Source organism: Lentzea sp. HUAS TT2, from assembly GCF_051853195.1.
Lineage (GTDB): Bacteria > Actinomycetota > Actinomycetes > Mycobacteriales > Pseudonocardiaceae > Lentzea.
The window spans coordinates 6,035,759-6,062,399 of the sequence record NZ_CP196667.1 but is presented as its reverse complement, the minus strand read 5'-3'; the positions used below and the strand labels follow the sequence as shown (position 1 = coordinate 6,062,399).

The following is a 26,641-nucleotide window of genomic DNA, read 5'->3' as shown; positions in this document are numbered from 1 at the left end:
CGCGGCGCCGACCACGCTTCCCACCCCACTCCGGCCAGTGCCATCAGGGTTCCTGATGGCGGGGCCGGGCGCACTCCTGTTTCCGCGTCACCGTTTGCCAGGGACATACTCAGTATGCATACTCAGTAGGTATGTCGGTCAAACACGGTCTGCTCGCGCTGCTGCAGCGCGGGCCCATGTACGGGTACCAGCTGCGGGCGGCGTTCGACTCGGCCACCGGCGGCACGTGGCCGTTGAACATCGGGCAGGTCTACACGACGTTGTCGCGCCTGGAGCGCGACGACCTGGTCACCGCACTTCCCGAGAACGAGGGCCAGCGGCCCTACGAGATCACCGCGGACGGCCGAACCGAGCTGGGGAAGTGGTTCGCCACACCCGTGCAGCGCGGTGACCGGCCGCGCGACGAGGTGGCGATCAAGCTCGCCCTCGCGATCACCACACCGGGCGTGGACGTGGCCAAGGTCGTGATGACCCAGCGCACGGCCACGATGCGCACGTTGCAGGAGTACACCAGGCTCAAGACCCAGCCGGGCGACCTGCCGTGGCTGCTCGTGCTGGACGCGATGATCTTCCAGGCCGAGGCCGAGCTGCGCTGGCTCGACCACTGCGAGACGAGCCTCGTCCGCTACGAGCCCAAGCCCCTCCCCACCACGACGGACGTCGAGGTGCCGAGATGACCGTCCTCGAACTGCGCGGCGTGCACCGCGTGCACGGCACCGGCGAGACCGCGGTCAACGCCCTCAACGGCATCTCCCTCACCGTCGAACCGGGCGAGCTGGTCGCCGTGATGGGCCCGTCCGGCTCCGGCAAGTCGACGTTGCTGAACCTCTGCGGCGGCCTGGACAGCCCGACCAGCGGCCAGGTGCTGGTGGACGGCACGAGCCTGGGCTCGTTGTCCCGCAAGCAACTCGCCGCCTGGCGCCGCAAGCGGATCGGCTACGTCTTCCAGGACCTCAACCTGATCGCGAGCCTGACCGCCGCCGAGAACGTGGCGCTCCCCCTGGACCTCGACGGCGTCCGCAAGTCCCGTCAGCAGGCCGAAAAGGCACTGTCCGAAGTAGACCTCGACGGCTACGCCGACCGCTTCCCCGACGAGATGTCCGGCGGCCAGCAACAACGCGTGGCCATCGCCAGAGCCCTGATCGGCGAACGCCGCCTGGTGCTCGCCGACGAGCCCACCGGCGCCCTCGACTCCCACACGGGAGAAACAGTCCTACGCCTCCTGCGATCCAAAGTGGACGCAGGAGCGGCCGCCGTCCTCGTCACCCACGACGCCCGTCACGCCGCCTGGGCGGACCGCGTCGTCTTCCTGCGCGACGGCTCGATCGTCGACGTCTCGTCCCGCGACCAGCCAGAAGAACTGCTGAGCACCCCGTGACCGGATGGCGCGCAGCACTGCGCATCGCCTCCCGCGAGACCCGCAGGTCAGCGGGCCGTTCGGCCCTCGTCGTGGCCCTGATCGCGGTCCCGGTGGCCGCACTGACGTTCACCGCGATCGTCCACGACTCGACCACCCTGACCCCGGACGAGGACGCCGCACGACGCATGGGCGCCGCCGAGGCCCTCGTCAGCTGGCCCTACCGCGGCCCGGTGATCCAGGAGCCGACCAGGGACAACGCGATCCCGACCACCAACGCCGAGGGCGAGCCCCCGTCCGAGGACCGCCTCCGCGCCCTGCTCCCCGGCACCGACCTGGTCCCGGTGGAACGCGGCGGCGTCAGCATCCGCACCACGGCGGGCGTGGGTCGCGCGGGCGTCCGCATGCTCGACCTGAACAACCCGCTGACCAACGGCATGATCACCGTCCTGGAAGGCAGGGCGGCCACGACCACCACCGAGATCGCGTTGTCCCGCAAGGCGATGGACCGCACCGGCACCACGCTGGGCGGCACCCTCACCATCGAGGACGACCGCAGGTTCACCGTGGTGGGCGTCGTCGAGGAACCGGACCGCCTGGACAACACCACGGTCGTCGCACTCCCCGGCACCTTCGACCACACCGACCGCTCCTGGCTGGTCACCACCCCGCTCCCGTGGTCGAAGGTCAAGGAGCTCAACAAGTCCGGCGTGGCAGCCCTGTCCCGCAATGTCCTGCACAACCTGCCGCCGGCCTCGGAGCGCTACCCCGAGTTCCCGGACTCCGACCAGCTGGGCGCCGAGGTCCTCGCCCTGGTGGCGGGCCTGGCCGTGCTGGAGATGTCACTGCTGGCAGGCTCGGCCATGGCGGTGGGCGCCCGCCGCCGCAAACGCGACCTGGCCCTGGTGGCGGCGGTAGGAGGCTCCCCGGCCCACGTCCGCCGCGTGGTCCTGGCGGACGGCGTGGTCCTGGGCACGCTGGCCGCACTGGGCGGCGTGGTCCTCGGCATCGCGTCCGCGACGGCAGGCCGCCCGGTGGTCGAATGGCTCCTGGCCGAACGCTTCGGCGCCCTGCGTCTCTTCCCGCAGGCCCTGACCGCCCTGGCACTGCTGGCGTTGGTCACCGGCGTCCTGGCGGCCCTGGTCCCGGCCTGGATCTCGTCCCGCCAGGACGTGGTGACCGCCCTGGCAGGCAGACGAGGCATCACCCGCTCCCGCCGCCGCTGGCTGCTGCTCGGCCTGATCCTCACCGCCGCGGGCGTGGCCACCGGCATCGTCAGCGCGATCCAGATGCAGTTCACCGGCATCCTCATCGCCCTGATCCTGACCGAGGTGGGCCTGGTCCTCTGCACCCCGTCACTACTGGGCCTGCTCGCAAAGACCGGCCGCTGGCTCCCGGTCGCACTCCGAATCGCCCTGCGAGACGCCTCCCGCAACAGAACAGCGGCAGCCCCAGCGATCTCAGCAGTCATGGCCGCCGTGATCGGCGCGGTGGCGGTGAGCGTCATGCTGACCTCCCAGTCCCAGCAGGAGGCAGGCCAGCTGGCAGGCAACATGGGCGACGTGAGCGTCTTCCGCCTGGACGACCTCTCCAAGCTCAGCACCACCCCGATCGCCCCGTCGGTGGCCACCGCGATCCGCACCACCACCCCGGCAACCGAGACCCACGAACTGAAACTCCTCGCGTGCGACGGCGGCCAGTGCTTCGCCCACATCCGCCCACCAGCGGACCGCGAATGCCCTTACACCCACGACGTCCTGCGCAGAGAACCCACAGAGGCAGAACAAAAGTCGGCACGAGCCGACCAGCGCTGCACCGGCGTGGGCAAGTCCCACCGCTACTTCGGCACCTACACCACTCCAGACGGCTTCCTGGTCGTAGCAACCCCAGAAGCCGTCCAGTCCCTCCTGCACCTGACCGAGGCAGACGTCCCCGCAGCCCAAAAGGCCCTCCGCGAGGGCAAGGTGGTCGTCAACAACCCAACCCTCGTCGCCAACGACAAGGTCCTACTGGCCACAGGCACAAAAGCCACCACAACCCCGGTCCCGGGCTACGCGACCCCACAACGCCACCCGGCCCCACTGGCCGTGATGACCGAGGAAACCGCACGCTCCCTGGGCTTCGACCTAGCCACGTTCACCATGTACGCCACCACAACCCGCATGCCCACAGAACAAGAACAAGACGCACTGACAGCAGCCCTGGGCGGCGAGTACGAGGTACACGTAGACCGCCCAACGGAGTCAGACGTACAACAGGCCCTCAGCATCCTCGGCCTGGTGGCAGGCATCATCACCCTCGCAGCAGCAGCCCTGGCCACAGGCCTGGCGGCAGCAGACGGCAAGCGAGACCTGACAACTCTCGCAGCAGTAGGCGCAACCCCAGGCCTGCGCAAACTGCTGTCGTTGAGCCAGGCAGGAGTAATAGCCGGCATAGGCGGCCTACTGGGCACAGCGGCAGGAGCAGGCTCGGCCCTAGCACTGCTAGCAGCCCTGAACGTGGGCTACGAAGACCTCTGGCCCCAACCAGAACTGAACCCGCTGACCATCCCCTGGCCCAACATCGCCATCTCACTCCTGCTCGTCCCCGCAGTGGCAATGCTGGGCGCGGCCCTCTTCACCCGATCCCGCCTACCGATTGAACGCCGAGAATAGGCTCCCTCCATGACGACCTTCGCGATAGCGCACGGAGGCGGCGACGTGGGCTGGTCCTGGCACCTGGTAGCACAAGCGCTAGAAGCCAAGGGCCACACCACAATCGCCCCGGACCTCCCCATCGAGGACGAGCAGAAGGACCTGACGGACTGGGCGTCCGCCCTGGTGGCCGCCCTCCCGTCCGCTGAGGACGTGGTGGTCGTAGGCCACTCGTTCGGAGGCTTCGTAGCCCCGATCGCCGCAGCCGAAGTCAACGCCAAAGCCCTGGTCTACGTGACGGCGATGCTCCCGGCCCCAGGCGAAACGCCAGGCGACTGGTGGGCCAACACCGGCTACACCGACTCGGGCCTGGACGACCAGTTCTTCCACGACGTCCCACCAGACCTGGCGGCAGAAGCCCAGAAGCGCGAACGCGGCATGTCCGAAACCTGCATGTCCAAGCCCTGGCCACTAGCAGCACTGCCAGACGTGCCAACACATTTCATCCTGTGCACAGAGGACCGGTTCTTCACGCCGACCTTCATGCGCAAGGTGGTGGCAGAGCGCCTGGAGAACGTAGAACCAGTAGAACTGGCAGCGGGCCACTGCGCTTCGCTGAGCAAGCCGACGGAGCTGGCAGACCTGCTGGCAACCTACGCAGGCTGACGCAGGGGTCCCCTTCGAAGTTGGATCCCCCGCGACCCAACGTACTCAGCGGGTCTGACAGTCCCGCGAGGCAGAGGCGAGAGCGGGCTGGACATCCGGGCTGGGCGACGGATGGTCCGCGATGCCGCAGGCGAGCCGTCCTTACCAATGCGGTCTGGGTGGGGTGGCGCGCCCCACTACGCAACGCCACTTCGCCCAAAGCAACGGGCGTGCCATCAACCTGCGCGTGGCGTGGACCCCGGCTTTTGATCAGATTGGCGGGGTTCGGGGCGGAGCTCCGAGCAAGTCTCGCAACAGGAAGGTCACCGCACGCAAGGTGACCACCTACGAACTCTCAACCACAGGCCGACGCAACAGGGAGACGACCCACCCAACCAACGCGACAACAAACAAAAGGCCCCCAGCCAACCGGCCAGGGGCCCCGCCAAAAGCCAACCCTACTTGGACTCACCCTCCGACGAGTCCCCATCAGGCAGCTCAACATCCTCAACAGCCTTCCCACCCTTGGTAGGCGCAGGCATAAGAGAATCCAAGGCCGCCCCAGCAATCCGCCGAAACGCCCTCCGCGGCCGAGCCCTCTCCAAAACCGCAACCTCCAGCTTGGCAGCAGGAAGCAGCTCAGCAGACCCGTTCCCAGTAGAGGGAGACCCAGCAGACAACGCCTTGACAGCAATGGGAACAGCCTCAGCCAAGGTCAGCCCATCAGCAAAGGCTTCCTTCAAGGCCGTGTTGGGCGCATCAACGGCACCACCCATCACGATGAACTGGGGCTCATCCACAATGGACCCGTCGTACGTCAACCGGTACAACGTGTCGGTAGCGGCGGAGTCCCCAACCTCAGCCACACAGATCTCCACCTCAAACGGCTTGATCTGCTCGGTGAAGTAGGTACCAAGCGTAGTGGCGTACACGTTGGCCAACGACCGGGACGTGACGTCGCGCGGATCGTTCTGATACCCGCGGACATCGGCGAACCGGATCCCGGCCTGCCGAAGGTTCTCGAACTCGCTGTACCGACCCACGGCGGCGAAGCCGATGCGGTCGTAGATCTCCGAGACCTTGTGCAGCGTGCTGGAAGGGTTCTCCGCGACGAAGAGAATGCCGTCGGCGTACTTGAGCACGATGACGCTGCGACCCCTGGCGATGCCCTTGCGGGCGTACTCCGAGCGGTCGCGCATCACCTGCTCTGCCGATGCGTACAGCGGCATCGTCATGGGTGGTGCTCCTGACGTCGAACCTGCGGGGGACTCAGCCTGCGGGGCGGGACCTGCGGCCTTCGACGACCGCGTCGGCGATCGTGGCGACCTGGGGTTCCGGCACCTCTACGGCACCGTCGGCGCCGTTGATGGTGACCACGATCGGGTAGAGGCGGCGGACCGGGTCCGGGCCGCCCGTGGCCGAGTCGTCGTCGGCGGCGTCGTACAGAGCCTCTACGACGGAGCGGATCGCGGCCTCGACGTCCGCGTCGGGGTCGTAGAGCTTCTTGAGCGCCGACTTCGCGAACAGCGAGCCCGAGCCGACGGCCTGGTAGCCCTGCGACTCCTCGTAGCGGCCGCCGGTGACGTCGTAGGACACGATGCGGCCGGCGCGCTCCGAGTCGGTGGCCGAGGTGTCGTACCCGGCGAACAAGGGCACCACGGCGAGGCCGGCCATGGCCGCGTCGAGGTTGCCCCTGATCATCGCCGAGAGGCGGTTCGCCTTGCCGTCGAGCGACAGCGGCACGCCCTCGATCTTCTCGTAGTGGCGCAGCTCCACCGTGTACAGGCGCACGATCTCGATCGCGATGCCCGCGGTGCCCGCGATGCCGACGGCCGAATGGTCGTCGGTGACGAAGACCTTCTTCATGTCGCGCTGGGCGATCACGTTGCCCATCGTCGCGCGCCGGTCGCCGGCGATCACGACACCACCCTTGTAGGTGGCCGCGACGATCGTCGTCCCGTGCGGGGCCTGAACGGTCCCCTCCGGGAGCTTCCGGGCACTAGGCAGCATGTCGGGTGCCTGGGCCCGCAGGAAGTCCGTGAACGACGACGAGCCGGGCGTGAGGTACGCCGAGGGCAACGCCGCGGCCGGGTAACGCCCGGTCGAGCTGTGGTCCATGTGTTGGTTGTTCTCCCGTCCCCGGAGTGGTCAACAGGCCCCCGAAGGCCTACTGACCACCCTTCTGCACGTATGCGCGGACGAAGTCCTCCGCGTTCTCCTCGAGCACGTCGTCGATCTCGTCGAGGATCGCGTCCACGTCCTCGCCGAGCTTCTCGCGGCGTTCCTGACCGGCTCCGGCAGCGTCGTCCGCGCCGTCGTCTCCGTCGCCACCGCCCTGGCGCTGCTTCTGTTCCTGGGACATCTCGGCCTCCCGCTCACTCGCCTGACAAGAACACTACCCAGCGGCACCGACAAAAATCCTGAGCCACTCGGGTAGACGATCACCCGCGAGTCAGCGCGTCCACCAGTTGCTCGGCGGTGTCAGACGCCTCCAGAAGGGCTCCGACGTGCGCTTTCGTCCCGCGCAGCGGCTCCAGGGTGGGGATTCGCACGAGGGATTCTCGACCGAGGTCAAAGATCACCGAGTCCCACGACGCAGCCGCGACCGAGGTCGGGTAGCGCTCCAGACACCGGCCGCGGAAGTACGCACGCGTGTCCTCGGGCGGCGCGGTGATGGCGGCGCGGACCTCGTCCTCGCTCACGAGGCGCTTCATCGAGCCGCGCGCGACCAGGCGGTTGTAGAGGCCCTTGTCGAGGCGGACGTCGGAGTACTGCAGGTCGACCAGGTTGAGCCTGGCCGCGCCCCACTCCAGGCCGTCGCGCTGCCGGTAGCCCTCGAGCAGCCGCAGCTTGGCGACCCAGTCGAGCCGGTCGGCGCACTCCGCCGGGTCGCGGGCCAGCGCCTCGAGCACCTCGCCCCAGATCCGCAGGACCTCGCGGTCGCCGACGCCCTCCTTGTCCACGAACGCCAGCGCGCGCTCGTGGTAGGCGAACTGCACGTCGAGGCCGGTGAACTTGCGCCCGCCGGTCATCTCGACCTTGAACTTCAGCGTCGGGTCGTGGCTGATCTGGTGCACCGCGCGCACCGGGTCGACCATGCGCAGGTCGTCGAACCGCTGTCCGGCCTCGATCATGTCGAGGACGATCGAGGTGGTGCCGACCTTGAGGAACGTGGAGTACTCGGCGAGGTTCGCGTCGCCGATGATGACGTGCAGGCGGCGGTACTTGTCCGCGTCCGCGTGGGGCTCGTCGCGCGTGTTGATGATGCCGCGCTTGAGCGTGGTCTCGAGGCCGACCTCGACCTCGATGTAGTCGGAGCGCTGCGAGAGCTGGAAGCCGGCCTCCTCGCCGGACTGCCCGATGCCCACGCGGCCGGACCCGGTGATGACCTGGCGCGACGCGAAGAACGGCGTGAGGCCCGCGATGACGGCCGTGAACGGCGTCGAGCGCTGCATCAGGTAGTTCTCGTGCGTGCCGTACGACGCGCCCTTGCCGTCGACGTTGTTCTTGTACAGCTGCAGCCGGGGCTGGCCTGGCACGGACGCCGCCTTGATCGCGGCCTCCTCCATGATCCGTTCCCCGGCCTTGTCCCAGATCACCGCGTCGCGCGCGTTGGTGACCTCGGGCGCCGAGTACTCGGGGTGCGCGTGGTCGACGTAGAGCCGCGCGCCGTTGGTGAGGATGACGTTCGCCGCGCCCAGGTCCTCGACGTCGGAGTCGGCGGGGTGCCCGCCGGGCGAGCCCAGGTCGAACCCGCGCGCGTCGCGCAACGGTGACTCCACCTCGTAGTCCCAGCGCGCCCGCCTGGCGCGCGGTATGTCCGCCGCCGCCGCGTACGCGAGCACCACCTGTGTCGAAGTGAGCACCGGGTTCGCGGTCGCGTCGCCCGGCACTGAGATGCCGTACTCGACCTCGGTTCCCATGATCCGCCGCATAGCTCACACCTTATGACCTGACCCCGACAACAGCGTGAGGGGAGCTTCGCGTTGAAGCTCCCCTCACCCTATTCACCCGGATGCCAGTCCGGCGGCAGGACGGATCCTCGATGCGCCGCGAGAAGGCCCGAAAGCGGCGACCACGGCGAGCAGAATCACGATCACCGCGCCCGTGACCAGCGGCAACACCACCTTGAGGCCCGGCAGGGTCAGCGGCACGCCGATCGAAAGAAACGCGACCTCCGCGTAGGCGAACCCGAGCGCGCCTCCACCGATCACCCCGACCAGGGCCAACATGATCGCTTCAGCGATGACCCCGCCCTGCAGTCCGCCCTGAGTGACGCCCAAGGCGCGCCTGAGCGCGAGCTCCTTGCGGCGTTCCTGGACGGAGATGGTCAGCGCGGTGCCGATGCCGGTCACGGCGACCGCCACGGACAGTCCGAGCAGCACCATCATCAGCACGGTGCCCAGGTGCATGTACCGGGCGGCCTCTGCCCGTTCGTCCGCGTCCGTCTGCACGATCACGGTCGGGTTGTTCGGCAGCGCGGCCTGCAGCTGCGAGCGGAACTCGGCGGGGTCGACACCGGGCTTCAACGCGACCAGCACCTTCTCCGCCGGTCCCGACGTGGCGCCGGCGATGATCGGCGTGTAGCCGGTGATGCTGCCCGGCACCGTGCCGACGACCTTGTACTGCTTGCCGTCGGCCTCGACGAACGGCCGGTCCTCCCAGTGCGGCGGCACGATCGCGGTGCCGGCGACGAGCTGCTCGGCACCGGACACGTTCTGCGCCTTGAGCCAGGTCCTGAACTCCTCCGGGTCCACGCTCGCGGCGCCGTCACCGGTCTTGTGCAGCACGACGCTCGCGGCCACGCCCGGCTGGGCGGGGATCTCCGGCAACGGGCGCTCGCCCGCGTCCACCACGGTCGCGTCCGGGCGTTCCTCGTTGGCGTACTGGAACGTCAGCTCCTCAGCCCCGCCCAGCACGACCAGGAAGAAGGTCACCATCGAGCTCGCCAGGAGCAACGGCAGCGCCACCGAGGCCGACCGCTGCGGCATCCTGCGCACCTCGGCGCCGGCGAGCTTCCACTGCGTGCCGCCGATCCGGCCGAACAGTCGCGCGATGAGCGGGACCGTGACCGGGCCGAGGATCCAGAACAGGCCGGTCACCGCGGCGATCGCGGAGAACGTGACGGCCAGCGGGGCTGCGGACGTGCCCTTGGCGGCGATCGCCGCCATCCCGAGCAGCACGGCACCACCGGTGAACAGCACGCCGAACACGAGCCGAAGGCGACGCACGGAACGAGGCGGCACCTCGTTCTCGGCGTCACGCAGAGCGGCCAACGGCGAGACGCGCGCGGCGTTGATCGCGGGACGCACAGCCGCCATCACGCTCAACAGCGCGGCGACGACGACTCCGAGGATCACGTAGCCGAGCGACGGCAGCAGCTCCGGGCTGAGCTCCACCGCGCCGAACAGCACGGAGATGCCCGTGACGTCGAACGTCCTGGCCAGCAGCCACGCCATCGGCCCGCCCAGCAACGCACCGGCGACACCCGCCACCGCACCCGTCACGAACGCCTCGAACAGGCTCCTGCGCACCAACGGCCCGCGCTGGGCGCCGATGCACCGCAGCAACGCCGTCTGCCGCTGACGCTGCGCGTAGACCGCGCGGAACGTGGCCGCCGCGACGAACACCGCCGTGGCCAGCGCGAGCACGCTGAACGGCAGCAGGAGGAACGTCAGCTCGTTGCCGATGCTGTCCGCGTCCGGCGCCGGGTCCCACACGACGTAGGCCGCGCCCGCCGCGCTCGCGACGGCGGCACGGGTACCGCCGAGCACCCAGATCTCCTTGGTGAACGGCTGCGGGTCGAGCTTCTTCGCGAGATCGGGACCGGCGACCAGGATCGGCCGCGCGTCCATCCCGCCCTTCTTCATGATCCCGCTGACGGTCACCTCGACCGGCTTGCCGTCGGCGGCGGCGAGCTTGATCTTGTCGCCGGGCTTGAGGCCCCGCTCGTACGCGGTGATCTTGTCGACGGCGACCTCGCGGTCCGCCGCGGGGGCCGTTCCCTCCGCCAGCGGCCAGCGCGCGAGGTCGGGCTGCTGGACGTGCACCTCGGCGCGGTGCTCGCCGGCCCGGCCGGCCGCGTCGAGGAGGTCGGCCTGGGCGACCTGCACCGGCACGGCACGGCCGACGGAGGACAGCTTGGCCAGCAACGCGTCGTCGAGCTTGGGGCGGTTCGCCTCGGTGACGCCCGAGTCGTACTCGACGGGTTTGGTGTCCACCACGTGGCCCACCGAGGACGGGGTGAGGGGCGCGCCCTCGTCGACCGACCGGGTGAGCGCGTCGCTCAGCACCAGGGCGGCCAGCAGGCAGGCCACGCCGACGACGAGCGCGACGCCGGGCAGCAGCGCGCGGCCCGGCCGGGCGCGGAACTCGGCGACGCCGAGCCGCAGGGAAGTGGACACGAATCCTCCTCGGTGACGTCTGACGTCCACGAAGGTAGGAAGGAAGGCGATCAGCGGGCGTCGGACTGGGGTAGCAAGCTCGCGTACGACCACAGGAGGACACCGGGATGATCAACCTCTACGACGAGGACGCGAACGTGATCGGCGAGGTGACCCGTGAACGGATGCGCGCCGAGAACCTCTGGCACGGCTGCGTCCTGACCGTGGTGTTCTCCACCGACGGCGAGTGGATCTACGTGCACCGCCGCACCGACACCAAGGACATCTTCCCCGGCCTGTACGACTTCGCGGCGGGCGGCGTGATCGACGCGGGCGAGACCCCGGACGAGGCGGCGGCCCGCGAGCTGCGCGAGGAGCTCGGCGTCGAGACCCCGCTCACGCCGCTCTTCCGGACCACCTACGTCGACGAGCTCACGCGCTACCACGCGTGGATCTACGAGACGCGCAGCGACGGCCCGTTCACCCACCAGCCCGAGGAGGTCGCCTGGGGCGGGTGGATGGGCGCCGATGAGCTGCGCGGCAAGATCGAGGACCCCGGCTGGCCGCTCGTCCCGGACGGCCGCGTGATCGGCCAGGAGTGGCTGAAGCTCTAGGGCCGCTTGAAGGTGTGGCTGCGCTCCACCTTCGCCACGTGGATCGTGTAGCTCTGGTACCAGTGGGCGCGCCCGCGCTGCTGTGCCGCCTGGTGCTCGGCGTTGGTCCGCCACTGGGTGAGGGCGTCGGCGTCGCGGAAGTACGCGACGGTGATGCCGAGCCCGCCGGGGTTCTGGGCGTGGTCCATCCCGAGGTACCCGGGGACCTCCCGCACCAGCTCCTCCATGCGCGCGTTGGTCTCTGGGTAGCCGCTCTGCTCCTGGGTCCGCACGGTGGTGAAGACCACCGCGTAGTACGGGGGTTCGAAAGCCTCGACGGGCGCATCGCTCACGGCGTCACGGTAACTAGTTCCAGCTGAGCCCGGAACGGATTTTCCAGTACTGCTCGGCGGGCTCGGCCAGGTCGGGCAGGTCCACGTCGATCCGCAGCGCGTCCACATTGGACCGGAGCTGGGCGGGGCTCGCCGCACCGGACAGCACGACGTCCCCCCACGGCTGCCGCGCGATCGCCGCCAGCGCGACCGCGTCCGGCCCGACGCCGAGCGCCTCCGCCTGTGCCGCAACCGCTTGCGGAGGCTCCACGACGAGCCTGCCGTTGGCCACGCCCTCCTTGACGATCACCCGCAACCCGGCGTCGTGCGCCTCCCGCAGCGCCTCCCCCGCCGAGGTCTCCAGCACGTTCCAAGTGGACTGGACGGAACCGAAGATCCCGAGCCCCACGGCCTTGCGGATGGCGTCGGCCTGCCGCGGCCCGGACGTCGAGAAGCCCAGCGGCACCCCGATCGCGACCATCGCGTCCTGCAACGCGCGATCCTCGAACAACGGGCTGTCGGCCGTCAGCGAGTGCACCTGGTAGAGGTCGACCCGCGGCAGCAACGCCGAGGTCTCCTGCCACTGCCGGGTGAAACGGGCGAGCGAGTGCTCCTTGACCTCGTGCACCTCGGCGTCGGGCCGCCAGTCCGCGGTGTAGGCGTAACCCCACTTGCTGGAGATCGTCACGTCGTCGTGGCCGGGCAGCCACGACGACAGGAAGTCCTCCGACAACCCGTACGAACGGGCCGCGTCGACCCAGCGGATGCCCAGCTCGTAGGCCGCGTCGAGCACGAGGTGGCACTGCGCGCGCATGGACTCGACGTCGCGCACGGCCGGCAACGCGTCCTCCCGGCCGAGGTTGATGTAGGCGGGACGACCGAGGGACGCGAGGCCGAGCGCGAGGTGAGCCATGCCGTCAACGGTAGGTCACCACTGGTCGGGCGCGCGCACGATGTCCCGCACCCAGGCACCGGCGGGCTTGAGCCTGCTCGTGCCGCTGAACGACGTGCCCGAGCAGGTGCCGGGCTTGAACACCGCGCCGGAACGCGGGTCGTCGGAGAAGTTCCAGTTCGCCCAGGAGATCTTCTTGCGGGCCATCAGGTCGACGTACTTCTTCGACATGGTGAAGTCGTTCGGGCCGTCGCCGGTGGCCTCCTGCGTGCCGAACTCCGTCACGAAGACCGGCACCTGGCTGGACACCCGGTCGAGGACCGCGAGGTGCGAGTCCCGGTGCTCCTTGGCGTAGAAGTGGAACGAGTACATGAAGTTCGTGGCGTTGACCTTGTTGTTCAGCACCACCGCCGGGTCCTGCTTCTCGGAGTGCCCGAACGTCGACCAGCTGTTCGTGCCGGAGATGATCAGGCTGTCCGGGTCCTCCGCGCGGATGACCGGGACCAGCTGCTCCGCATAGGACTTGATCCGCGCCCACGACACGTTGTTCGGCTCGTTGGCGATGTCGTAGATGATGTTCGTCTTGTCCTTGTGCCGCTGCGCGATCTCCTTGAAGAACGTCTTCGCCTTGGCCGTGTAGACGTTCGGGTCGCCGGGGTCGAGCTGGTGCCAGTCGACCAGCACGTAGAGGCCGCGCCTGGTCGCCTCCTCGATGTAGCCGTGCATCAGGTCCGTGAACTTGCGCGGGTTCGTCTCGTAGCCGCCCTCCTCCTGGGCGACGTACATCGCGACGCGCACGAAGTCGGCCTTCCAGTCGTTCTGCAGCGCGTCCCACCACTGGGACTTGTTGCAGCCGTTGAACCACTGGATGCCGTGCGTGCTCATGCCGCGCAACTGGATGGCCTTGCCACTGCTGTTGCACAGCTGGACGCCGCAGACCTTCAGCTGACCGTTGACCGCGGCGGGCGAACCGGCCGGCAACGCGGCCGTCGCGGTGGAGGCACCCACCGCGAGACCGCCCAACGGGAACACGACCACCGCGGCCAGTGCCAGGACAGACCTCTGCCAAGCCATTCGAGCATCCCCTCTGGACCTTTGCGGCGGCGTACACGCAAACTCCCGCAAACGTGCCGAAGCGGTCAACGAACGGTGCCCGAACTGCACCAAAGGGCAAGCGGCACAACGACGAGCGGCGGCCCCGAAGGACCGCCGCTCACGTGACCCGCCGGGGTCGGCCGAACAGGAAGATCAGAAGTCGTCGGCGGTGCGGATGTGGTTGCGCACCCACTTGCCGGCGTCCTTCAGCGGACCCTCACCCGAGAAGCTGCTGCCGGAGCACGTGCCGGTCTTGAACACCGCACCGGTCCGGTGGTCGTCGGAGAAGTTCCAGTTGGTCCAGGAGATCTTCGCCTCCTTCATGAACGTGATGAACTTGTTCGCCATGGTGAAGTCGTTGGCACCGTCACCGGAGGCCTCCTGCGACCCGAACTCGGTGACGAAGACCGGCACCTGGCTCGAGACCGTGCGCAACGCGTTGAGGTACGAGTCGCGGTGGTCCTTGGCGTAGAAGTGGAACGTGTACATCAGGTTCGAGGCGTTGACCTTGTTCTGGCTGACCTCGTTGATGTTGCGGCCGTCGGACAGGCCGAACGTCGACCAGCCGTGCGTGCCGACCAGCACGAGGCTGTCCGGGTCCTCCGCGCGGATCGTCGGGATGACGGCCTCCGCGTAGGTCTTGACCCGTGCCCACGTCACGCCGTTCGGCTCGTTGGCGATGTCGTAGATGATGTTCGTCTTGTCCTTGTGCCGCTGCGCGATCTCCTTGAAGAAGGTCTTGGCGCGCGCGGTGTTGTGGTTCGGGTCGCCCGGCGAGAGCTGGTGCCAGTCGACCAGCGCGTACAGGCCGCGCTTCGTGGCTTCCTCGATGTAGCCGTGCACCATGTCGGTGAACTTGCGGGGGTTGCTCTCGTAGCCACCCTCCTGGATGTACATCGAGATGCGGAGGACGTCCGCCTTCCAGTCGTTCGCGAGCGCGTCCAGGGACGCGGTCTTGACGCACTGGGAGTACCACTGGATGCCGTGCGTGCTCATGCCGCGCAACTGGATCTGCTTGCCGTTCTGGTTGCACAGCTTGACGCCGCACACCTTGAGCTGACCGTTGACCGCCGCGGGCGAACCCGGCGGCAGCGCGGCGGCGGCGAAGGTGCCCTTCGGCGCGTCGGCGACGGAACTGCCCGCCATCACACCGGTCAACGGGAGCACGAGTGCCGCGGCGAGCGCCACCACAGACTTCTGCCAGGACATACAGCGTCTCCTCTCGGACTGTCGGCGGCGGATTAGTTAGGTAAGTTTCCTTACCGATTAAAGGTATAGATGACCTTAAGGCCGCCCCAAGAGCGAGTCAAGCGTCTCGTCGCAGGAGAGTCACAGTTCCGGTACCCAGAGTCACCAGTACGTAAATGCCCAAAACCGCAACGGCCGCCAACGGACCCAGCGGCGCGTCGTTGACGACCCCGGCGACCTCCCACACCAGGTAGGGCACCATCACCGAGGACGCGTCCATGTTCCAGGGCTCCGGCAGCATCGGCGTGATGGCGGGCAGACCCCACAGCAGCACGCCCACCACCACGATCGTGACCGCCGTCGACCTCACCGCGAGACCGATCCCGAGACCGGTCAGACCGGTCACCAGGATCGACAACACCGCCGCGCCCGCACACGGCAGCACGTCGCCGACGCCGTCCCACGGCGCGATCGGCGGCGGCCGGTCCCCCATGAACAGCCAGCTGGTTCCGATGCTCAGCGCGAGCGCGACGGCGCCGACCACCACGGCCGTAGTGGCGACGAGCACGGTCTTGGCCGCCAGCAAGCGTTTCCGGTCCGGAACGGCGGTCAGCGCGGTCAGCCGCGGGTCGGAGGTCGCGACCAGCGCGCCGAGCGCGGCGACGAGGAACTGGACGACCGGGGTGATCACCACGCTGCTGTCGGCGGAGGCGAACTTCGCCTGTTCCGCGGCGGGCGACTTGTCATAGTCCTGGACGATCAGCCACGACAGCAGCGCGCCCGCGACCACCATCAGGCCGACGGCGATGACCAGCCCGTACGACGACCGGACGGTGCGGAGCTTGAGCCACTCCGCGGCGAGCGCGTTCTTCACAGTCCCCTCCCTGAGGTGAGTTCGAGGTAGGCGTCCTCCAGCGAACCGTTGCGGGTCAACGCCTCCATCGGCGTCTCCTTGACCAGCTGTCCTCTTGCGACGATCACGACGTGGGCGGCGGTCAGCGCCATCTCGCTCATCAGGTGGCTGGAGACGAACACCGTGCGGCCCTCCTGCGCGAGCCCGCGCATCAGGTCGCGGATCCACCGCACGCCCTCGGGGTCGAGGCCGTTGACCGGTTCGTCGAACATCAGCACACCGGGGTCGCCCAGCAACGCCGCCGCGACGCCGAGCCGTTGCTTCATGCCGAGCGACAGCGCCCTGATCCGCTTGTGCCGCACGCCTCCCAGGCCGACCTGTTCCAGCAGTTCGACCGCGCGCTTCCGCCCGATCCCGTTGCTCGCGGCGATCCAGAGCAGGTGGTCGAGCGCCTTGCGGCCGTGGTGCACGGCCGCGGGGTCGAGCAACGCGCCGACGTACAGCAACGGCCGGTCCAGGTCCCGGTAGCGCCTGCCCCCGATCAGCGTCTCGCCGCCCGTGGGCCGGTCCAGGCCGAGGATCATCCGCATGGTCGTGGACTTGCCGGCGCCGTTCGGGCCGAGGAAGCCCGTCACCAGTCCGGGGTGGACGGTGAACGACAGGTCCTGGACCGCCGTCGTGTCGCCGTATCTCTTCGTCAGGTTCCGCACCTCGATCATGCGCAAGAGGTTGGCCCGACGAGGCTTCCGGCGGATCGGCCCGTGCTCCGATCCCGGGAATCGGACCGTGGTCCGAGGCGCGGCGGCAGGCGGCTCGTTACCGTCGACGCCGTGATCGCGAAACTGCACCTCTACCTGGTCGACGCCACCGCGGCGCTCGTGATCTGGATCCTCGTCACCTACGCGATGCTCGAACCTCAAGTCCACGTGTCGCCGTGGATCGCGGTCCCGATGGCCGGGCTGACCGCCGTCCCCGTCGCGGTGCGCCGGTGGTGGCCGGTGACCGCGCTGGTCGTCACGACGCTCGCGACCGTGGTGATCGTGATCGGCCAGGTGCTGCCGGTGGTGGCACTCGGGGCCCCGGTCGGCGCGGTCGGCTTCACGCTCTACACCGTGGCGGTCGAGCGCCCGCGTGCGTGGTCCCTGGCGGGCCTCGTGGTCACCGTCGTCGCCACCTCCGGTGTCTCCGGCGGGGAACCCGAGACCGTGCTGGTCGGCATCGCCGTGCTCGGCGCGGTGTGGGTGATCGGCTACACGACGCGGTTGCGGCGTTCGTTCCTGGAACGCGAGACCACCGGGCGCACCGAGCAGGCGGTGGCCGACGAACGCCTGCGCATCGCCCGCGAACTGCACGACGTGGTGGCACACAACCTGTCCCTCATCGCCGTGCAGGCCGGCAACGCCGCACACGTGCGCTCACCCGAACACGCCTACGAGGCGTTGCAGGTCATCTCCGAGACGAGCCGTGCGGCGTTGACGGAGATGCGCGGCCTCCTGGGCGTGCTGCGCGCCGACGCCGACCTCGCGCCCTCCCCCGGCCTCGGCGGCCTGGCGGATCTCGCCGACCGCGCGTCGCTGGCAGGCGTCCGCGTCACGCTGGACGTGCGGGGCGACACCGCGGTGCCGGAAGGAATCGGGCTGTCGGCTTACCGGATCGTGCAGGAGGCGCTGACGAACGTCGTGAAGCACGCGGCACCCGCGTCGTGCACCGTGCTGGTAGAGGTGACACCGGAAGCCGTCCGCGTCGACGTGGCGGACGACGGACCTGGGGTGAGGGAGCTGGGAGTGGGACACGGGTTGATCGGCATGCGCGAACGCGTGGCCGTGTACGGCGGCACGTTCAGCGCGGGCCCCGGTGAGTCCGGCGGTTTCCGGGTCGTCGCGGAACTGCCGCAGCGATGACCCGCGTGCTGATCGCCGACGACCAGGCGTTGCTGCGCGCCAGCTTCCGCCTGCTGGTCGACAACGAGCCGGACCTCACCGTCGTGGGCGAGGCGGGCACCGGCGCCGAGGCCGTCGCGCTGGCCGCCTCGCTGGCACCCGACGTCGTGCTGATGGACATCCGCATGCCCGAGATGGACGGCATCGAGGCCACCCGCCTGCTGGACGGCCCGCGCGTGCTGGTGCTGACCACGTTCGACCTGGACGAGTACGTCTTCGGGGCGTTGCGGGCAGGGGCCTCGGGTTTCCTGCTCAAGGACACACCGCCCGCCGAGCTGCTGGCCGCCATCAGGGTCGTGGCGTCCGGCGAGTCGCTGCTGTCGCCGACGGTCACGCGGCGGCTGATCTCCGAGTTCGTCCGGCAGCCGGCCTCGCCCGTGGTGCGAGGGCTGGACCGGGTGACCGAGCGGGAGAAGGAAGTGCTGCTGCTGATCGCCCGCGGCCGGTCCAACGCGGAGATCATGGCCGAGCTGCACGTCAGTCCCGGCACGGTGAAGACGCACATCGGGAACCTGCTGGCGAAGCTGCACGCCCGCGACCGCGCCCAGCTGGTGATCGCGGCCTACGAGTCCGGCCTGGTCTGAGACGCGGAACCGCCCCGGCCGTGTGCAGCGACCGGGGCGGTTCTCGTCGATCCGACTTACAGGTACGTGCCGGTGTTCGTGGCCGTGTCGATCGCGCGGCCGGCGTCCTGGTTCTTCCCGGTGACGAGCGTGCGGATGTAGACGATCCGCTCGCCCTTCTTGCCCGAGATGCGAGCCCAGTCGTCCGGGTTCGTCGTGTTCGGCAGGTCCTCGTTCTCGGCGAACTCGTCGAGGATGGCGGCCTGCAGGTGCCGGACGGAGAGTCCGGGCTGCTTGGTGTCCAGCAGCGACTTGATCGCCGCCTTCTTGGCCCTGTCGACGATGTTCTGGATCATGGCGCCGGAGTTGAAGTCCCGGAAGTACAGGACCTCCTTGTCACCGTTGGCGTAGGTGACCTCCAGGAACCGGTTGTCCTCGGACTCCTCGTACATGCGCTCCACGGTGTGCTGCACCATGCCCTCGATGCAGGCCTTCGGGTCCCCGCCGAACTCGGCGAGGTCGTCGGCGTGCAGCGGGAGGTTGGGCGTCAGGTACTTGTTGAAGATGTCCTTCGCGCCCTCGGCGTCCGGTCGCTCGATCTTGATCTTCACGTCGAGTCGGCCGGGGCGGAGGATCGCCGGGTCGATCATGTCCTCGCGGTTGGAGGCGCCGATGACGATGACGTTCTCCAGGCCCTCGACGCCGTCGATCTCGGCGAGGAGCTGGGGCACGATCGTCGTCTCGACGTCGGACGACACACCCGAACCACGGGTGCGGAAGATCGAGTCCATCTCGTCGAAGAACACGATCACGGGGGTGCCGTCGGACGCCTTCTCGCGAGCCCGCTGGAAGATCAGGCGGATGTGCCGCTCGGTCTCACCGACGAACTTGTTGAGGAGCTCGGGGCCCTTGATGTTGAGGAAGTAGGACTTGGCCTGCTTGTCGGTCTCGCCGCGGATCTCCCGCACCTTCTTGGCCAGGGAGTTCGCCACCGCCTTGGCGATGAGCGTCTTGCCGCAACCGGGAGGGCCGTAGAGCAGCACGCCCTTGGGCGGGCGCAGCTCGTACTCGCGGAACAGGTCGGCGTGCAGGAAGGGCAGTTCCACGGCGTCGCGGATCTGCTCGATCTGCCTGGAGAGGCCACCGATGTCGCTGTAGTCGATGTCCGGGACCTCCTCGAGCACGAGGTCCTCGACCTCGGCCTTGGGGACCCGTTCGTAGGCGAAACCCGCCTTCGAGTCGACCAGCAGCGAGTCGCCGGGCTTCAGCGGCGAGTCGAGCAGTGGCTGGGCGAGCCAGACCACCCTCTCCTCGTCCGCGTGGCCGACGACCAGCGCGCGGGAGATGGTGTCCAGACCGTCGTCGTCGGTCAGCACCTCCCGCAGAGAGCAGACCTCGCCTGAACGCTCGAACCCGCCGGCCTCGACGACCGTCAGCGCCTCGTTGAGACGCACGGACTGGCCGTAGGCGATCTTCTCCGGCTCGACCGCGGGGGACACGGCTACGCGCATCCTGCGGCCAGAGGTGAAGACGTCCACGGTCCCGTCGTCGAAACGCGCCATGAAGACGCCGTACCCGCTGGGCGGTTGCGCCAGCCGGTCGACTTCCTCACGCAGCGCGAGCAGCTGGCTTCGTGCTTCGCGGAGGGTGTCTATGAGCTTCGTGTTTCGCTCGGTCAGCTGGCTGACGCGCTCTGTCGCCTCAGCCAAGCGCTGCTCGAGCAACCGCGTGTGCCGCGGCGACTCGGTCAGCTTGCGACGCAACGACGCGATCTCGTCCTCGAGGAACCTGATCTGCGCAGTCAGCTCAGCAGAATTGTTGCCCTGGTTCAGCTCGCCACCCTCATCGGGTTGGCTGCCGGGATGACCGTGCTGCATGTCGGCACCCTCCTCCCGTGTTCGTACCGATTACGGTACCGGCGATCACCGACAAAATGGGGTACTCACAACATCATCTTCGCTCGTGTGGTGCAACGGTGAACCCTCCAACTGAGGTCAACTGCTCCATCTCGGTGTCCGGTCCGGCCGTCAGACCGCTACCGTGCGTCTCAGAAACCACCATCGGCGTTTCGCGCCACGACACGCCAGACGACCTGCGAGAAGTCCGAGGAGAGGGTCATGGGAGCACCTGTGCGGGCACCCGGCCCCTACGGTCCGCGACCACCCTCGGACGACCGCGAGCACACCTGGTATGGGCCGCGCCCCGGCGACGGGCGGCAATCCGCCGTCGTCCCACCAGGTGGACCAGTGGTTGATCCGTTCGGTGGTCACGCACCGCAACCCACCTCGTTCGTGCCCGTCGGAGCGCCCGCCCGCGCGGGGCTCCGGTGCGACCGGTGGGCGTGCGGCCAACCGGGTGGTTCCACCGACGCGACCGGCGCACCACCCCGACAGCGCAGTGCATCGCACTCGAATCCCGGTGGAGTTGCCACAATCGTTATCAGACACGACCTTTGCGCGGCCAGATCGCGGGTACAGGGCGTGTGCATAACCACTCGTGCGTGTCGATAGCCCCCATTCGCCCGCGAGTTACCCGGCGAAGTACGACAATGTCCAGCGAAAGATCACCTCATCCGCATCGAGGGAGTTTCGATGACCTACCCGCCGCAGCAGCCCGGGCCTTACGGGCAGCAGCCGCCGCCCGGTGGGCCGTACGGGCAGCAGCCGCCGCAGCAGCCGGGTTACGGCCAGCAGCCCCAGCAGCCCGGTTACGGCCAGCAGCCGCCCCCCGGCTACGGCCAGCAGCCCGGCCAGTACGGCCAGCCCCAGCAGGACCCGTTCGGCCAGCAGGGACCGCCCAGCGGCGGCTTCCAGCAGCAGGGCCCCTACGGCCAGCAGCCCGGTCAGCCCTACGGCCAGCAGCCGTACGGCCAGCCCGGCGGGTTCGGTGGTCCGCCGCCGCCCAAGAAGAGCAACACCGGCCTGATCATCGGCGTCATCGTCGGCGTCCTGGTGCTCGTCGGCGGTGGCATCACGGCGGCGGTCATGCTCACCGGCAACAGCTCCAGCTCCTCGTCGTCCAGCTCGAACAGCGGCACGGACCCCGGCAGCTCCTCCGACGAGGCGGCCGAGGTCAAGAAGGTCGCGCAGGAGTACTACGCGGCCGGTGTCGCCGGGGACACGGCCAAGGGCAAGTCGATGGCCTGCCAGGAGGTCCTCGACGAGGCCAAGGCGGCGGAGAAGCAGCTCGAGAACCTCACGCCGGAGCAGCGCAAGCAGGCCGAGGAGCTGGCCAAGACGCTGAAGCCCAAGGTGACGGTCAAGGACGCGACCGTGTCCGGTGACAACGCGACCGTCAAGGTCACCATCGCCATGACGGTCGGCGGCCAGAGCTCCTCCGTCGACACCGAGGTCAAGTTCAAGAAGATCTCCGGCGACTGGAAGTTCTGCACGCTCACCAAGGACATCAAGATCCCGACCACCAGGTGAGTCGCCGGATCCGTTCATCACCATCGGGGGAAGTTCCATGACCTACCCGCCGCAGCAGCCAGGGCCCTACGGGCAGCAGCCGCCGCAGCAACCCGGCTATGGCCAGCAGCCGCAGCCGGGTCAGTACGGCCAGCCCCAGCAGCCCGGTTACGGCCAGCAGCCGCCTCCGGGGTACGGGCAGCAGCCAGGGCAGTACGGCCAGCCGCAGCAGGACCCGTTCGGCCAGCAGGGACCGCCCAGCGGCGGCTTCCAGCAGCAGGGCCAGTACGGGCAGCAGCCGGGCCCGTACGGGCAGCAGCCGTTCGGTCAGCAGCCGTTCGGTCAGCAGCCGTTCGGCCAGCCAGGCGGCTTCGGCGGTCCTCCGCCCAAGAAGAGCAACACCGGCCTGATCATCGGCGTCGTCATCGGCGTCCTGGTGCTGGTCGGCGGCGGTGTCACGGCCGCGGTCCTGCTCTCCGGCGACGACTCGCCGAGCAACACGAACACGGCGTCGTCGAACACCGGCTCGGCGCCGGCGGACGGCAGCACGAAGCCGACCGCGCCGTCGTCGAAGAGCTCGTCGAGCGGCGGTGACAGCGAGGCCAAAGAGGTGGCCCAGGAGTTCACCGATCGCATCCTGAAGGGCGTCCGGGCGGGCAGCAGCAACCCGGACGACGTCAAGGACCTGGTCTGCACGGCGGAGTTCCCCAAGCTCAAGACCCAGAGCACCACGCCGAACCCGACCGTCAAGGCCACCGTGTCGGAGGTCAAGACGTCGGGCAGCACGGGCACGTTCCGGCAGAGCCTCACCGGGCTCGCCGATCCGGGCAACCCCGGCAAGACCGCGTCGGGCGCCATCATCTACAAGCTGTTCAAGGAGAGCGGCAAGTGGACGGTGTGCGGGATCGACAAGCTCGAAGGCAACTGAGCTGACGTGAAAGGGCCCGCACTCCACGGAGTGCGGGCCCTTTCACGTGGGGATCAGCCCTTGCTGGGGCGGCGCTGCGGCCTCGGCGCCGTGACGCCGTCCGCGAGCTTGCGCGTGGTCAGCAGGAACGCGGTGTGCCCGATCATGCGGTGCTCCGGCCGCACGGCGAGACCGACGACGTGCCACGGGCGCACGAGCGTCTCCCACGCGTGGGGCTCGGTGAAGCACGTCATCTCCCGCAACGCCTCGGTGACCACGGAGAGCTGCGTGGTGGTCGCGACGTAGACGACCAGGACGCCGCCGGGGATCAGGTTCTTCGCGATCGACGGCAGCACCTCCCACGGCGAGAGCATGTCGAGGATGACCCGGTCGACCTCGCCCTCGTGGTTCTTCACGTCGTCGACGGTGATCGACCAGTTGCCGGGGCGCTCGCCGAAGAACGTCTCCACGTTGCGGATGGCGTGGACCGCGTGGTCCTCGCGCACCTCGTAGGACTGGACGCTGCCCTTCTCCCCCACCGCGCGCAGCAGCGAGCACGACAACGCGCCGGAGCCCGCGCCTGCCTCCAGAACGCGCGCGCCCGGGAAGATGTCGCCGTACATGCAGATCTGCGCGGCGTCCTTCGGGTAGATCACCTGCGCGCCACGCGGCATCGACAGCACGTAGTCCGGCAGCAGCGGGCGCAGCGCCAGGAAGTTCGTGCCGCCCACCGACGCCACGACCGAGCCCTCGGGCTGCCCGATCAGCTTGTCGTGCGGGATGGCGCCGCGGTGGGTGTGGTACTCCTTGCCGGGCTCGAGGACGACCGTGTAGTGCCGGCCCTTGGGGTCGGTCAGCTGAACCCGGTCACCCGGCTGGAACGGTCCACTTGCGCTAATCACCGCGCAATGGTGTCAAACGCCCTTCTCAATGGCCGCACGCAGGTCCTCCCTGCGCAGCACACCCGCCGGGCGGCCCTCCAGATCGACGACCAGGAACTGCCACGCGGCGGTGCCCTGGACGCGTTCGACGATCTCCTCGCCGGGCTCGTCGGCGAGCAGCACCGTCTCGGGCAAGATCGGCTCGGCCGCCTGCTCCGCGGGCGCGAACGGACTCGACGCGGCGAGCTTCTCCGCGGCCACGGTGTCGAGCAGCCCGGCCGCGACACCGTCCGCGCGCACCAGCACCACGCCCCGCCCGGCCGAGGTGCTCAGCGCGTCCGCGACGGGACTTTCCGCCGGGAGCTGGAGCACCGGACGGATGAGGTCGCTGAGGGTGACACCGGCGGGCCACGTGCGGCGGCGTTCGCTCGCCAGCTCGCCCCTCGCACCGGCGACGACGCCCCACGCCGTCAGCACGCACACGCCGAAGCGCAGCCACCGGTCTTCCGCGCCTTCCGCGACGCCGTACAGCGCCCACGCCACCAATGCGATGGCCACGGCGATACCGCCGACCACGGCGACACGCGTGCCCATCGCCCGTTGCCCGGTCACGGCCCACACACCGGCCCTGACGATGCGACCGCCGTCCAGCGGCAGTCCGGGCAGGAGGTTGAAGACCGCGACGGCGGCGTTCGCGATGGCGAGCTGGAAGACCAGCACCCACACGACGCCGTCCTGGTTCATCACCGTCGCGCCGATGCCGAAGACGGCCGCCAGCGCGACGGACACGACGGGCCCGGCGCCCGCGACCAGACCCTCGTGGCTGGGTTTGCCGGGCGTGCGCATGATCTCGGTCGACCCGCCGAGCAGGAACAGGTGCAGTCTTCTGACCGGCAGGCCGAGCCGCAGCGCCGCGACGCAGTGGCCGAGCTCGTGCGCGAGCACCGACAGACCCAGGAAGATCGCGAGCAGTGCCGCCATCAGCAGCCCGACGCCCGGTGGCGTGCCGGGGGCCAGGTCGTCGACGAACGGCGCGTAGAACGCGACCACGATCGCCGAGCCGATCCACCACGACGGCGCGAGCAGGACCGGGATGCCCGCCACCCGGAACAGCAGCAGGCCGCCTACTCGATCACTGATCCGCGCGGCCACGGGTGCACTGTAGAGCGGTGGGTGTGATCCCGCGGTCTGGTGCCGCCGCAGGTCCCTTCTCCGGTGGCGCGATCAGGCCCGGGATCGACGAGAGCGGCCTTCCTGCGTGCGAGCCTCGTCGAACACGGCTCTCGTCGGCTTCGGGCAAGCGGTTCTCAGGTGGCGCGAACAAGAATGTCAGACCCCTGTCCTAGGGTGCGAACCATGAGCACCACGTTGCGCAGGCCCGCGCTCTCGCCTTCCCGGGCAGGGGACTTCAAGCAGTGCCCGCTGCTCTACCGGTTCCGCGCGGTCGACCGCCTGCCGGAGAGGCCGACGAAGGCGCAGGTGCGCGGCACGGTGGTGCACGCGGTGCTGGAGGACCTGTTCGGGCTGCCCGCCGCCGACCGGGTGCCGGACCGCGCGCGTTCGATGATCACGCCGGCCTGGGAACGGGTGAAGGCAGAGCGCCCGGAGTTCTCGTCGTTGTTCGAGGTCGAGGGCAGCGAGGAGGAGGCGGAGTGGCTGGCGTCCGCCACGAAGCTGCTCGACGGCTACTTCGGCCTGGAGGACCCCCGGCGCCTGGAACCGGAGTCGCGCGAGCTCCTCGTGGAGTCCGAACTGCCCTCCGGCGTGCTGCTGCGCGGCTACATCGACCGCGTGGACGTCGCCCCGACGGGTGAGATCCGCGTCGTGGACTACAAGACCGGCGCCGCGCCCCGCGAGGTGGGCGAGGCGAAGGCGTTGTTCCAGATGAAGTTCTACGCCCTGGTCCTGTGGAAGCTGCGCGGTGTGGTCCCCCGCCAGCTGCGCCTGATGTACCTCGCCGACGGCCAGGCCCTCGCCTACACGCCGGACGAGTCGGAACTGGCCCGCTTCGAACGGACGCTGGACGCGATCTGGCAGGCCATCATGCGCGCGGCCCCGACCGGCGACTTCCGCCCCAACCCGAGCCGCCTGTGCGACTACTGCGACCACAAGGCCTTCTGCCCGGCGTTCGACGGCACCCCGCCGCCCTACCCCGGCTGGCCTGAGCCCGACGACACCGAGCCCCTCCAGGACCGGGACTGATGCAGGCCTTCTACCAGCCGCTGGGCGACGACACGTACCGCTCCACGTCGCACACCGTCGGCCCGTGGGGCCCGGACAGCCAGCACCTCGGCCCGCCCTCCGCGCTGCTGGTGCGTTCCCTGCTGGCACTGGGCAACCCGTCGTCGGCCCTGGCCCGCGTCACGTTCGAGGTGCTGGGCCCGGTACCGGTGGCCGACCTGCGAGTGTCCACTTCGGTCGAACGCCCTGGCCGTTCCGTGGAACTGCTGGCGGCTTCCCTTTCCCACGAGGGCCGTCCGGTGCTCACGGCTCGTGCGTGGCGCATCGTCAGTTCGGACACGACCTCCGTGGCAGGCGGCGAGGTCCCCGCACTGGCAGCGCCGGAGTCCGCCGTGCCGATGGAGATCCCGGACTTCTGGGGCGGCGGCTACCTGGCCGCCGTCGAGTGGCTTTCCGTGTCGGGCGGCATCTTCACGCCGGGCGATGCCCAGGTGTGGGCCCGGCCGCGCGTGGCCGTGGTCGAGGGTTCCGAGCCGTCACCGGAGGAGCGGCTGTTCGCCGTCGTCGACTCGGCCAGCGGCGTCTCGTCCCGTGTGGACATTCGCAAGTGGTACGCCATCAACACCGACCTGACCGTGCACCTGCACCGGCGCCCTGTCGGCGAGTGGGTGGGGATGGACGCGCGGACGACCATCGGGCCGGACGGGGTCGGGCTCGCCACCAGCGTGGTGCACGACGTGGAGGGGCCGGTGGGGACGACGGCGCAGGCGTTGTTCGTGCGCGAGCGCTGA

Annotated in this window: 24 protein-coding genes and 1 pseudogene; 11 read left to right on the top strand and 14 right to left on the bottom strand. The window is 69.2% G+C overall.

All coding sequences use genetic code 11. From position 1 onward, the window contains the following. Nucleotides 1–131 precede the first annotated feature (131 nt). From ACSHWB_RS29565 to ACSHWB_RS29550, 4 genes are read left to right on the top strand one after another with little or no spacing between them, the layout of a single operon-like run. Nucleotides 132–677 (top strand): PadR family transcriptional regulator, encoded by a 546-nt coding sequence (locus ACSHWB_RS29565; RefSeq protein ID WP_439656546.1) that lies wholly within the window; start codon nucleotides 132–134, stop codon nucleotides 675–677. Then, nucleotides 674–1,378 (top strand): ABC transporter ATP-binding protein, encoded by a 705-nt coding sequence (locus ACSHWB_RS29560; protein ID WP_439656545.1) that lies wholly within the window; start codon nucleotides 674–676, stop codon nucleotides 1,376–1,378. Before ACSHWB_RS29565 ends, ACSHWB_RS29560 begins: the two co-directional genes overlap by 4 nt. Then, nucleotides 1,375–4,011, top strand: a complete 2,637-nt coding sequence (locus ACSHWB_RS29555; RefSeq protein ID WP_439656544.1) for an FtsX-like permease family protein — start codon at nucleotides 1,375–1,377, stop codon at nucleotides 4,009–4,011. Before ACSHWB_RS29560 ends, ACSHWB_RS29555 begins: the two co-directional genes overlap by 4 nt. Before the next feature lie 9 nt (nucleotides 4,012–4,020). Next, nucleotides 4,021–4,656, top strand: coding sequence for an alpha/beta fold hydrolase (locus ACSHWB_RS29550; protein WP_439656543.1), 636 nt, complete (start codon nucleotides 4,021–4,023; stop codon nucleotides 4,654–4,656). Nucleotides 4,657–5,093: 437 nt separating this feature from the next. On the opposite strand, the gene prcA is transcribed toward ACSHWB_RS29550, so the two are convergent. The 5 genes from prcA to ACSHWB_RS29525 form a co-directional block, all read right to left on the bottom strand. Beyond that, the gene (gene prcA / locus ACSHWB_RS29545; protein ID WP_439656542.1) at nucleotides 5,094–5,870 is read right to left on the bottom strand and encodes a proteasome subunit alpha; all 777 of its coding nucleotides are present in this window, start codon (nucleotides 5,868–5,870) and stop codon (nucleotides 5,094–5,096) included. Nucleotides 5,871–5,904: 34 nt separating this feature from the next. Further along, a complete protein-coding gene (gene prcB, locus ACSHWB_RS29540; RefSeq protein WP_439656541.1) occupies nucleotides 5,905–6,753 on the bottom strand; it encodes a proteasome subunit beta in 849 nt (282 codons plus the stop codon). Nucleotides 6,754–6,802: 49 nt separating this feature from the next. Further along, on the bottom strand, nucleotides 6,803–6,997 hold the full coding sequence (locus ACSHWB_RS29535) for a ubiquitin-like protein Pup (protein ID WP_030471529.1): 195 nt from the start codon (nucleotides 6,995–6,997) through the stop codon (nucleotides 6,803–6,805). Between the two features lie 79 nt (nucleotides 6,998–7,076). After that, a complete protein-coding gene (gene dop / locus ACSHWB_RS29530) occupies nucleotides 7,077–8,570 on the bottom strand; it encodes a depupylase/deamidase Dop (RefSeq protein WP_439656540.1) in 1,494 nt (497 codons plus the stop codon). Between the two features lie 72 nt (nucleotides 8,571–8,642). Next, complete coding sequence (locus ACSHWB_RS29525) at nucleotides 8,643–11,039, bottom strand: FtsX-like permease family protein (protein ID WP_439656539.1); 2,397 nt, start codon at nucleotides 11,037–11,039, stop codon at nucleotides 8,643–8,645. Nucleotides 11,040–11,146: 107 nt separating this feature from the next. On the opposite strand from ACSHWB_RS29525, the gene ACSHWB_RS29520 reads away from it, so the two are divergent. Beyond that, complete coding sequence (locus tag ACSHWB_RS29520) at nucleotides 11,147–11,632, top strand: NUDIX hydrolase (protein ID WP_439656538.1); 486 nt, start codon at nucleotides 11,147–11,149, stop codon at nucleotides 11,630–11,632. Here the strand turns inward: ACSHWB_RS29520 and ACSHWB_RS29515 are convergent. From ACSHWB_RS29515 to ACSHWB_RS29490, 6 genes and pseudogenes are all read right to left on the bottom strand, one after another. Continuing rightward, on the bottom strand, nucleotides 11,629–11,964 hold the full coding sequence (locus ACSHWB_RS29515; RefSeq protein ID WP_439656537.1) for an antibiotic biosynthesis monooxygenase family protein: 336 nt from the start codon (nucleotides 11,962–11,964) through the stop codon (nucleotides 11,629–11,631). The two genes, ACSHWB_RS29520 and ACSHWB_RS29515, sit on opposite strands and share 4 nt — an antisense overlap. A gap of 13 nt (nucleotides 11,965–11,977) precedes the next feature. Continuing rightward, nucleotides 11,978–12,856, bottom strand: a complete 879-nt coding sequence (locus ACSHWB_RS29510) for an aldo/keto reductase (RefSeq protein WP_439656536.1) — start codon at nucleotides 12,854–12,856, stop codon at nucleotides 11,978–11,980. Between the two features lie 15 nt (nucleotides 12,857–12,871). Beyond that, the gene (locus ACSHWB_RS29505; RefSeq protein WP_439656535.1) at nucleotides 12,872–13,909 is read right to left on the bottom strand and encodes a glycoside hydrolase family 5 protein; all 1,038 of its coding nucleotides are present in this window, start codon (nucleotides 13,907–13,909) and stop codon (nucleotides 12,872–12,874) included. Nucleotides 13,910–14,083: 174 nt separating this feature from the next. Beyond that, complete coding sequence (locus ACSHWB_RS29500; RefSeq protein ID WP_439656534.1) at nucleotides 14,084–15,139, bottom strand: glycoside hydrolase family 5 protein; 1,056 nt, start codon at nucleotides 15,137–15,139, stop codon at nucleotides 14,084–14,086. 97 nt (nucleotides 15,140–15,236) lie between these two features. Then, nucleotides 15,237–15,992: an ABC transporter permease gene (locus ACSHWB_RS29495; protein ID WP_439656533.1), complete on the bottom strand. Its 756-nt coding sequence runs from the start codon at nucleotides 15,990–15,992 to the stop codon at nucleotides 15,237–15,239. A 50-nt stretch (nucleotides 15,993–16,042) separates the two neighbouring features. Next, nucleotides 16,043–16,690 (bottom strand): annotated as a pseudogene (locus tag ACSHWB_RS29490) (ABC transporter ATP-binding protein); the annotation flags it as partial. 111 nt (nucleotides 16,691–16,801) lie between these two features. Between ACSHWB_RS29490 and ACSHWB_RS29485 the strand changes: the two are divergent. Both ACSHWB_RS29485 and ACSHWB_RS29480 read left to right on the top strand, forming a co-directional pair. Next, nucleotides 16,802–17,872, top strand: coding sequence for a histidine kinase (locus ACSHWB_RS29485; protein WP_439656532.1), 1,071 nt, complete (start codon nucleotides 16,802–16,804; stop codon nucleotides 17,870–17,872). Continuing rightward, a complete protein-coding gene (locus ACSHWB_RS29480; protein WP_439656531.1) occupies nucleotides 17,869–18,495 on the top strand; it encodes a response regulator in 627 nt (208 codons plus the stop codon). The genes ACSHWB_RS29485 and ACSHWB_RS29480 overlap by 4 nt, the downstream gene beginning before the upstream one ends. A gap of 56 nt (nucleotides 18,496–18,551) precedes the next feature. On the opposite strand, the gene arc is transcribed toward ACSHWB_RS29480, so the two are convergent. After that, on the bottom strand, nucleotides 18,552–20,351 hold the full coding sequence (gene arc, locus ACSHWB_RS29475) for a proteasome ATPase (protein ID WP_093587965.1): 1,800 nt from the start codon (nucleotides 20,349–20,351) through the stop codon (nucleotides 18,552–18,554). A gap of 714 nt (nucleotides 20,352–21,065) precedes the next feature. On the opposite strand from arc, the gene ACSHWB_RS29470 reads away from it, so the two are divergent. After that, nucleotides 21,066–21,902, top strand: a complete 837-nt coding sequence (locus ACSHWB_RS29470) for an Rv0361 family membrane protein (RefSeq protein ID WP_439656530.1) — start codon at nucleotides 21,066–21,068, stop codon at nucleotides 21,900–21,902. A 37-nt stretch (nucleotides 21,903–21,939) separates the two neighbouring features. Continuing rightward, nucleotides 21,940–22,809: a hypothetical protein gene (locus tag ACSHWB_RS29465; protein ID WP_439656529.1), complete on the top strand. Its 870-nt coding sequence runs from the start codon at nucleotides 21,940–21,942 to the stop codon at nucleotides 22,807–22,809. Between the two features lie 53 nt (nucleotides 22,810–22,862). On the opposite strand, the gene ACSHWB_RS29460 is transcribed toward ACSHWB_RS29465, so the two are convergent. Further along, on the bottom strand, nucleotides 22,863–23,690 hold the full coding sequence (locus ACSHWB_RS29460) for a tRNA (adenine-N1)-methyltransferase (protein ID WP_360033073.1): 828 nt from the start codon (nucleotides 23,688–23,690) through the stop codon (nucleotides 22,863–22,865). Nucleotides 23,691–23,702: 12 nt separating this feature from the next. Further along, nucleotides 23,703–24,821 (bottom strand): site-2 protease family protein, encoded by a 1,119-nt coding sequence (locus tag ACSHWB_RS29455; protein ID WP_439656528.1) that lies wholly within the window; start codon nucleotides 24,819–24,821, stop codon nucleotides 23,703–23,705. A 204-nt stretch (nucleotides 24,822–25,025) separates the two neighbouring features. Between ACSHWB_RS29455 and ACSHWB_RS29450 the strand changes: the two genes are divergently transcribed. Beyond that, on the top strand, nucleotides 25,026–25,871 hold the full coding sequence (locus tag ACSHWB_RS29450) for a RecB family exonuclease (protein WP_439656527.1): 846 nt from the start codon (nucleotides 25,026–25,028) through the stop codon (nucleotides 25,869–25,871). Continuing rightward, the gene (locus ACSHWB_RS29445) at nucleotides 25,868–26,641 is read left to right on the top strand and encodes a thioesterase family protein (RefSeq protein ID WP_439664689.1); all 774 of its coding nucleotides are present in this window, start codon (nucleotides 25,868–25,870) and stop codon (nucleotides 26,639–26,641) included. The genes ACSHWB_RS29450 and ACSHWB_RS29445 overlap by 4 nt, the downstream gene beginning before the upstream one ends.

What these genes read in the sequence shown, in the direction of transcription:
- ACSHWB_RS29565 (WP_439656546.1), top strand. Translation starts at nt 132, where the DNA reads ATGTCGGTCAAACACGGTCTGCTCGCGCTGCTGCAGCGCGGGCCCATG.
- ACSHWB_RS29560 (WP_439656545.1), top strand. Translation starts at nt 674, where the DNA reads ATGACCGTCCTCGAACTGCGCGGCGTGCACCGCGTGCACGGCACCGGC.
- ACSHWB_RS29550 (WP_439656543.1), top strand. Translation starts at nt 4,021, where the DNA reads ATGACGACCTTCGCGATAGCGCACGGAGGCGGCGACGTGGGCTGGTCC.
- prcA (WP_439656542.1), bottom strand. Translation starts at nt 5,870, where the DNA reads ATGACGATGCCGCTGTACGCATCGGCAGAGCAGGTGATGCGCGACCGC.
- prcB (WP_439656541.1), bottom strand. Translation starts at nt 6,753, where the DNA reads ATGGACCACAGCTCGACCGGGCGTTACCCGGCCGCGGCGTTGCCCTCG.
- ACSHWB_RS29535 (WP_030471529.1), bottom strand. Translation starts at nt 6,997, where the DNA reads ATGTCCCAGGAACAGAAGCAGCGCCAGGGCGGTGGCGACGGAGACGAC.
- dop (WP_439656540.1), bottom strand. Translation starts at nt 8,570, where the DNA reads ATGCGGCGGATCATGGGAACCGAGGTCGAGTACGGCATCTCAGTGCCG.
- ACSHWB_RS29520 (WP_439656538.1), top strand. Translation starts at nt 11,147, where the DNA reads ATGATCAACCTCTACGACGAGGACGCGAACGTGATCGGCGAGGTGACC.
- ACSHWB_RS29510 (WP_439656536.1), bottom strand. Translation starts at nt 12,856, where the DNA reads ATGGCTCACCTCGCGCTCGGCCTCGCGTCCCTCGGTCGTCCCGCCTAC.
- ACSHWB_RS29505 (WP_439656535.1), bottom strand. Translation starts at nt 13,909, where the DNA reads ATGGCTTGGCAGAGGTCTGTCCTGGCACTGGCCGCGGTGGTCGTGTTC.
- ACSHWB_RS29500 (WP_439656534.1), bottom strand. Translation starts at nt 15,139, where the DNA reads ATGTCCTGGCAGAAGTCTGTGGTGGCGCTCGCCGCGGCACTCGTGCTC.
- ACSHWB_RS29480 (WP_439656531.1), top strand. Translation starts at nt 17,869, where the DNA reads ATGACCCGCGTGCTGATCGCCGACGACCAGGCGTTGCTGCGCGCCAGC.
- arc (WP_093587965.1), bottom strand. Translation starts at nt 20,351, where the DNA reads ATGCAGCACGGTCATCCCGGCAGCCAACCCGATGAGGGTGGCGAGCTG.
- ACSHWB_RS29470 (WP_439656530.1), top strand. Translation starts at nt 21,066, where the DNA reads ATGACCTACCCGCCGCAGCAGCCCGGGCCTTACGGGCAGCAGCCGCCG.
- ACSHWB_RS29465 (WP_439656529.1), top strand. Translation starts at nt 21,940, where the DNA reads ATGACCTACCCGCCGCAGCAGCCAGGGCCCTACGGGCAGCAGCCGCCG.
- ACSHWB_RS29450 (WP_439656527.1), top strand. Translation starts at nt 25,026, where the DNA reads ATGAGCACCACGTTGCGCAGGCCCGCGCTCTCGCCTTCCCGGGCAGGG.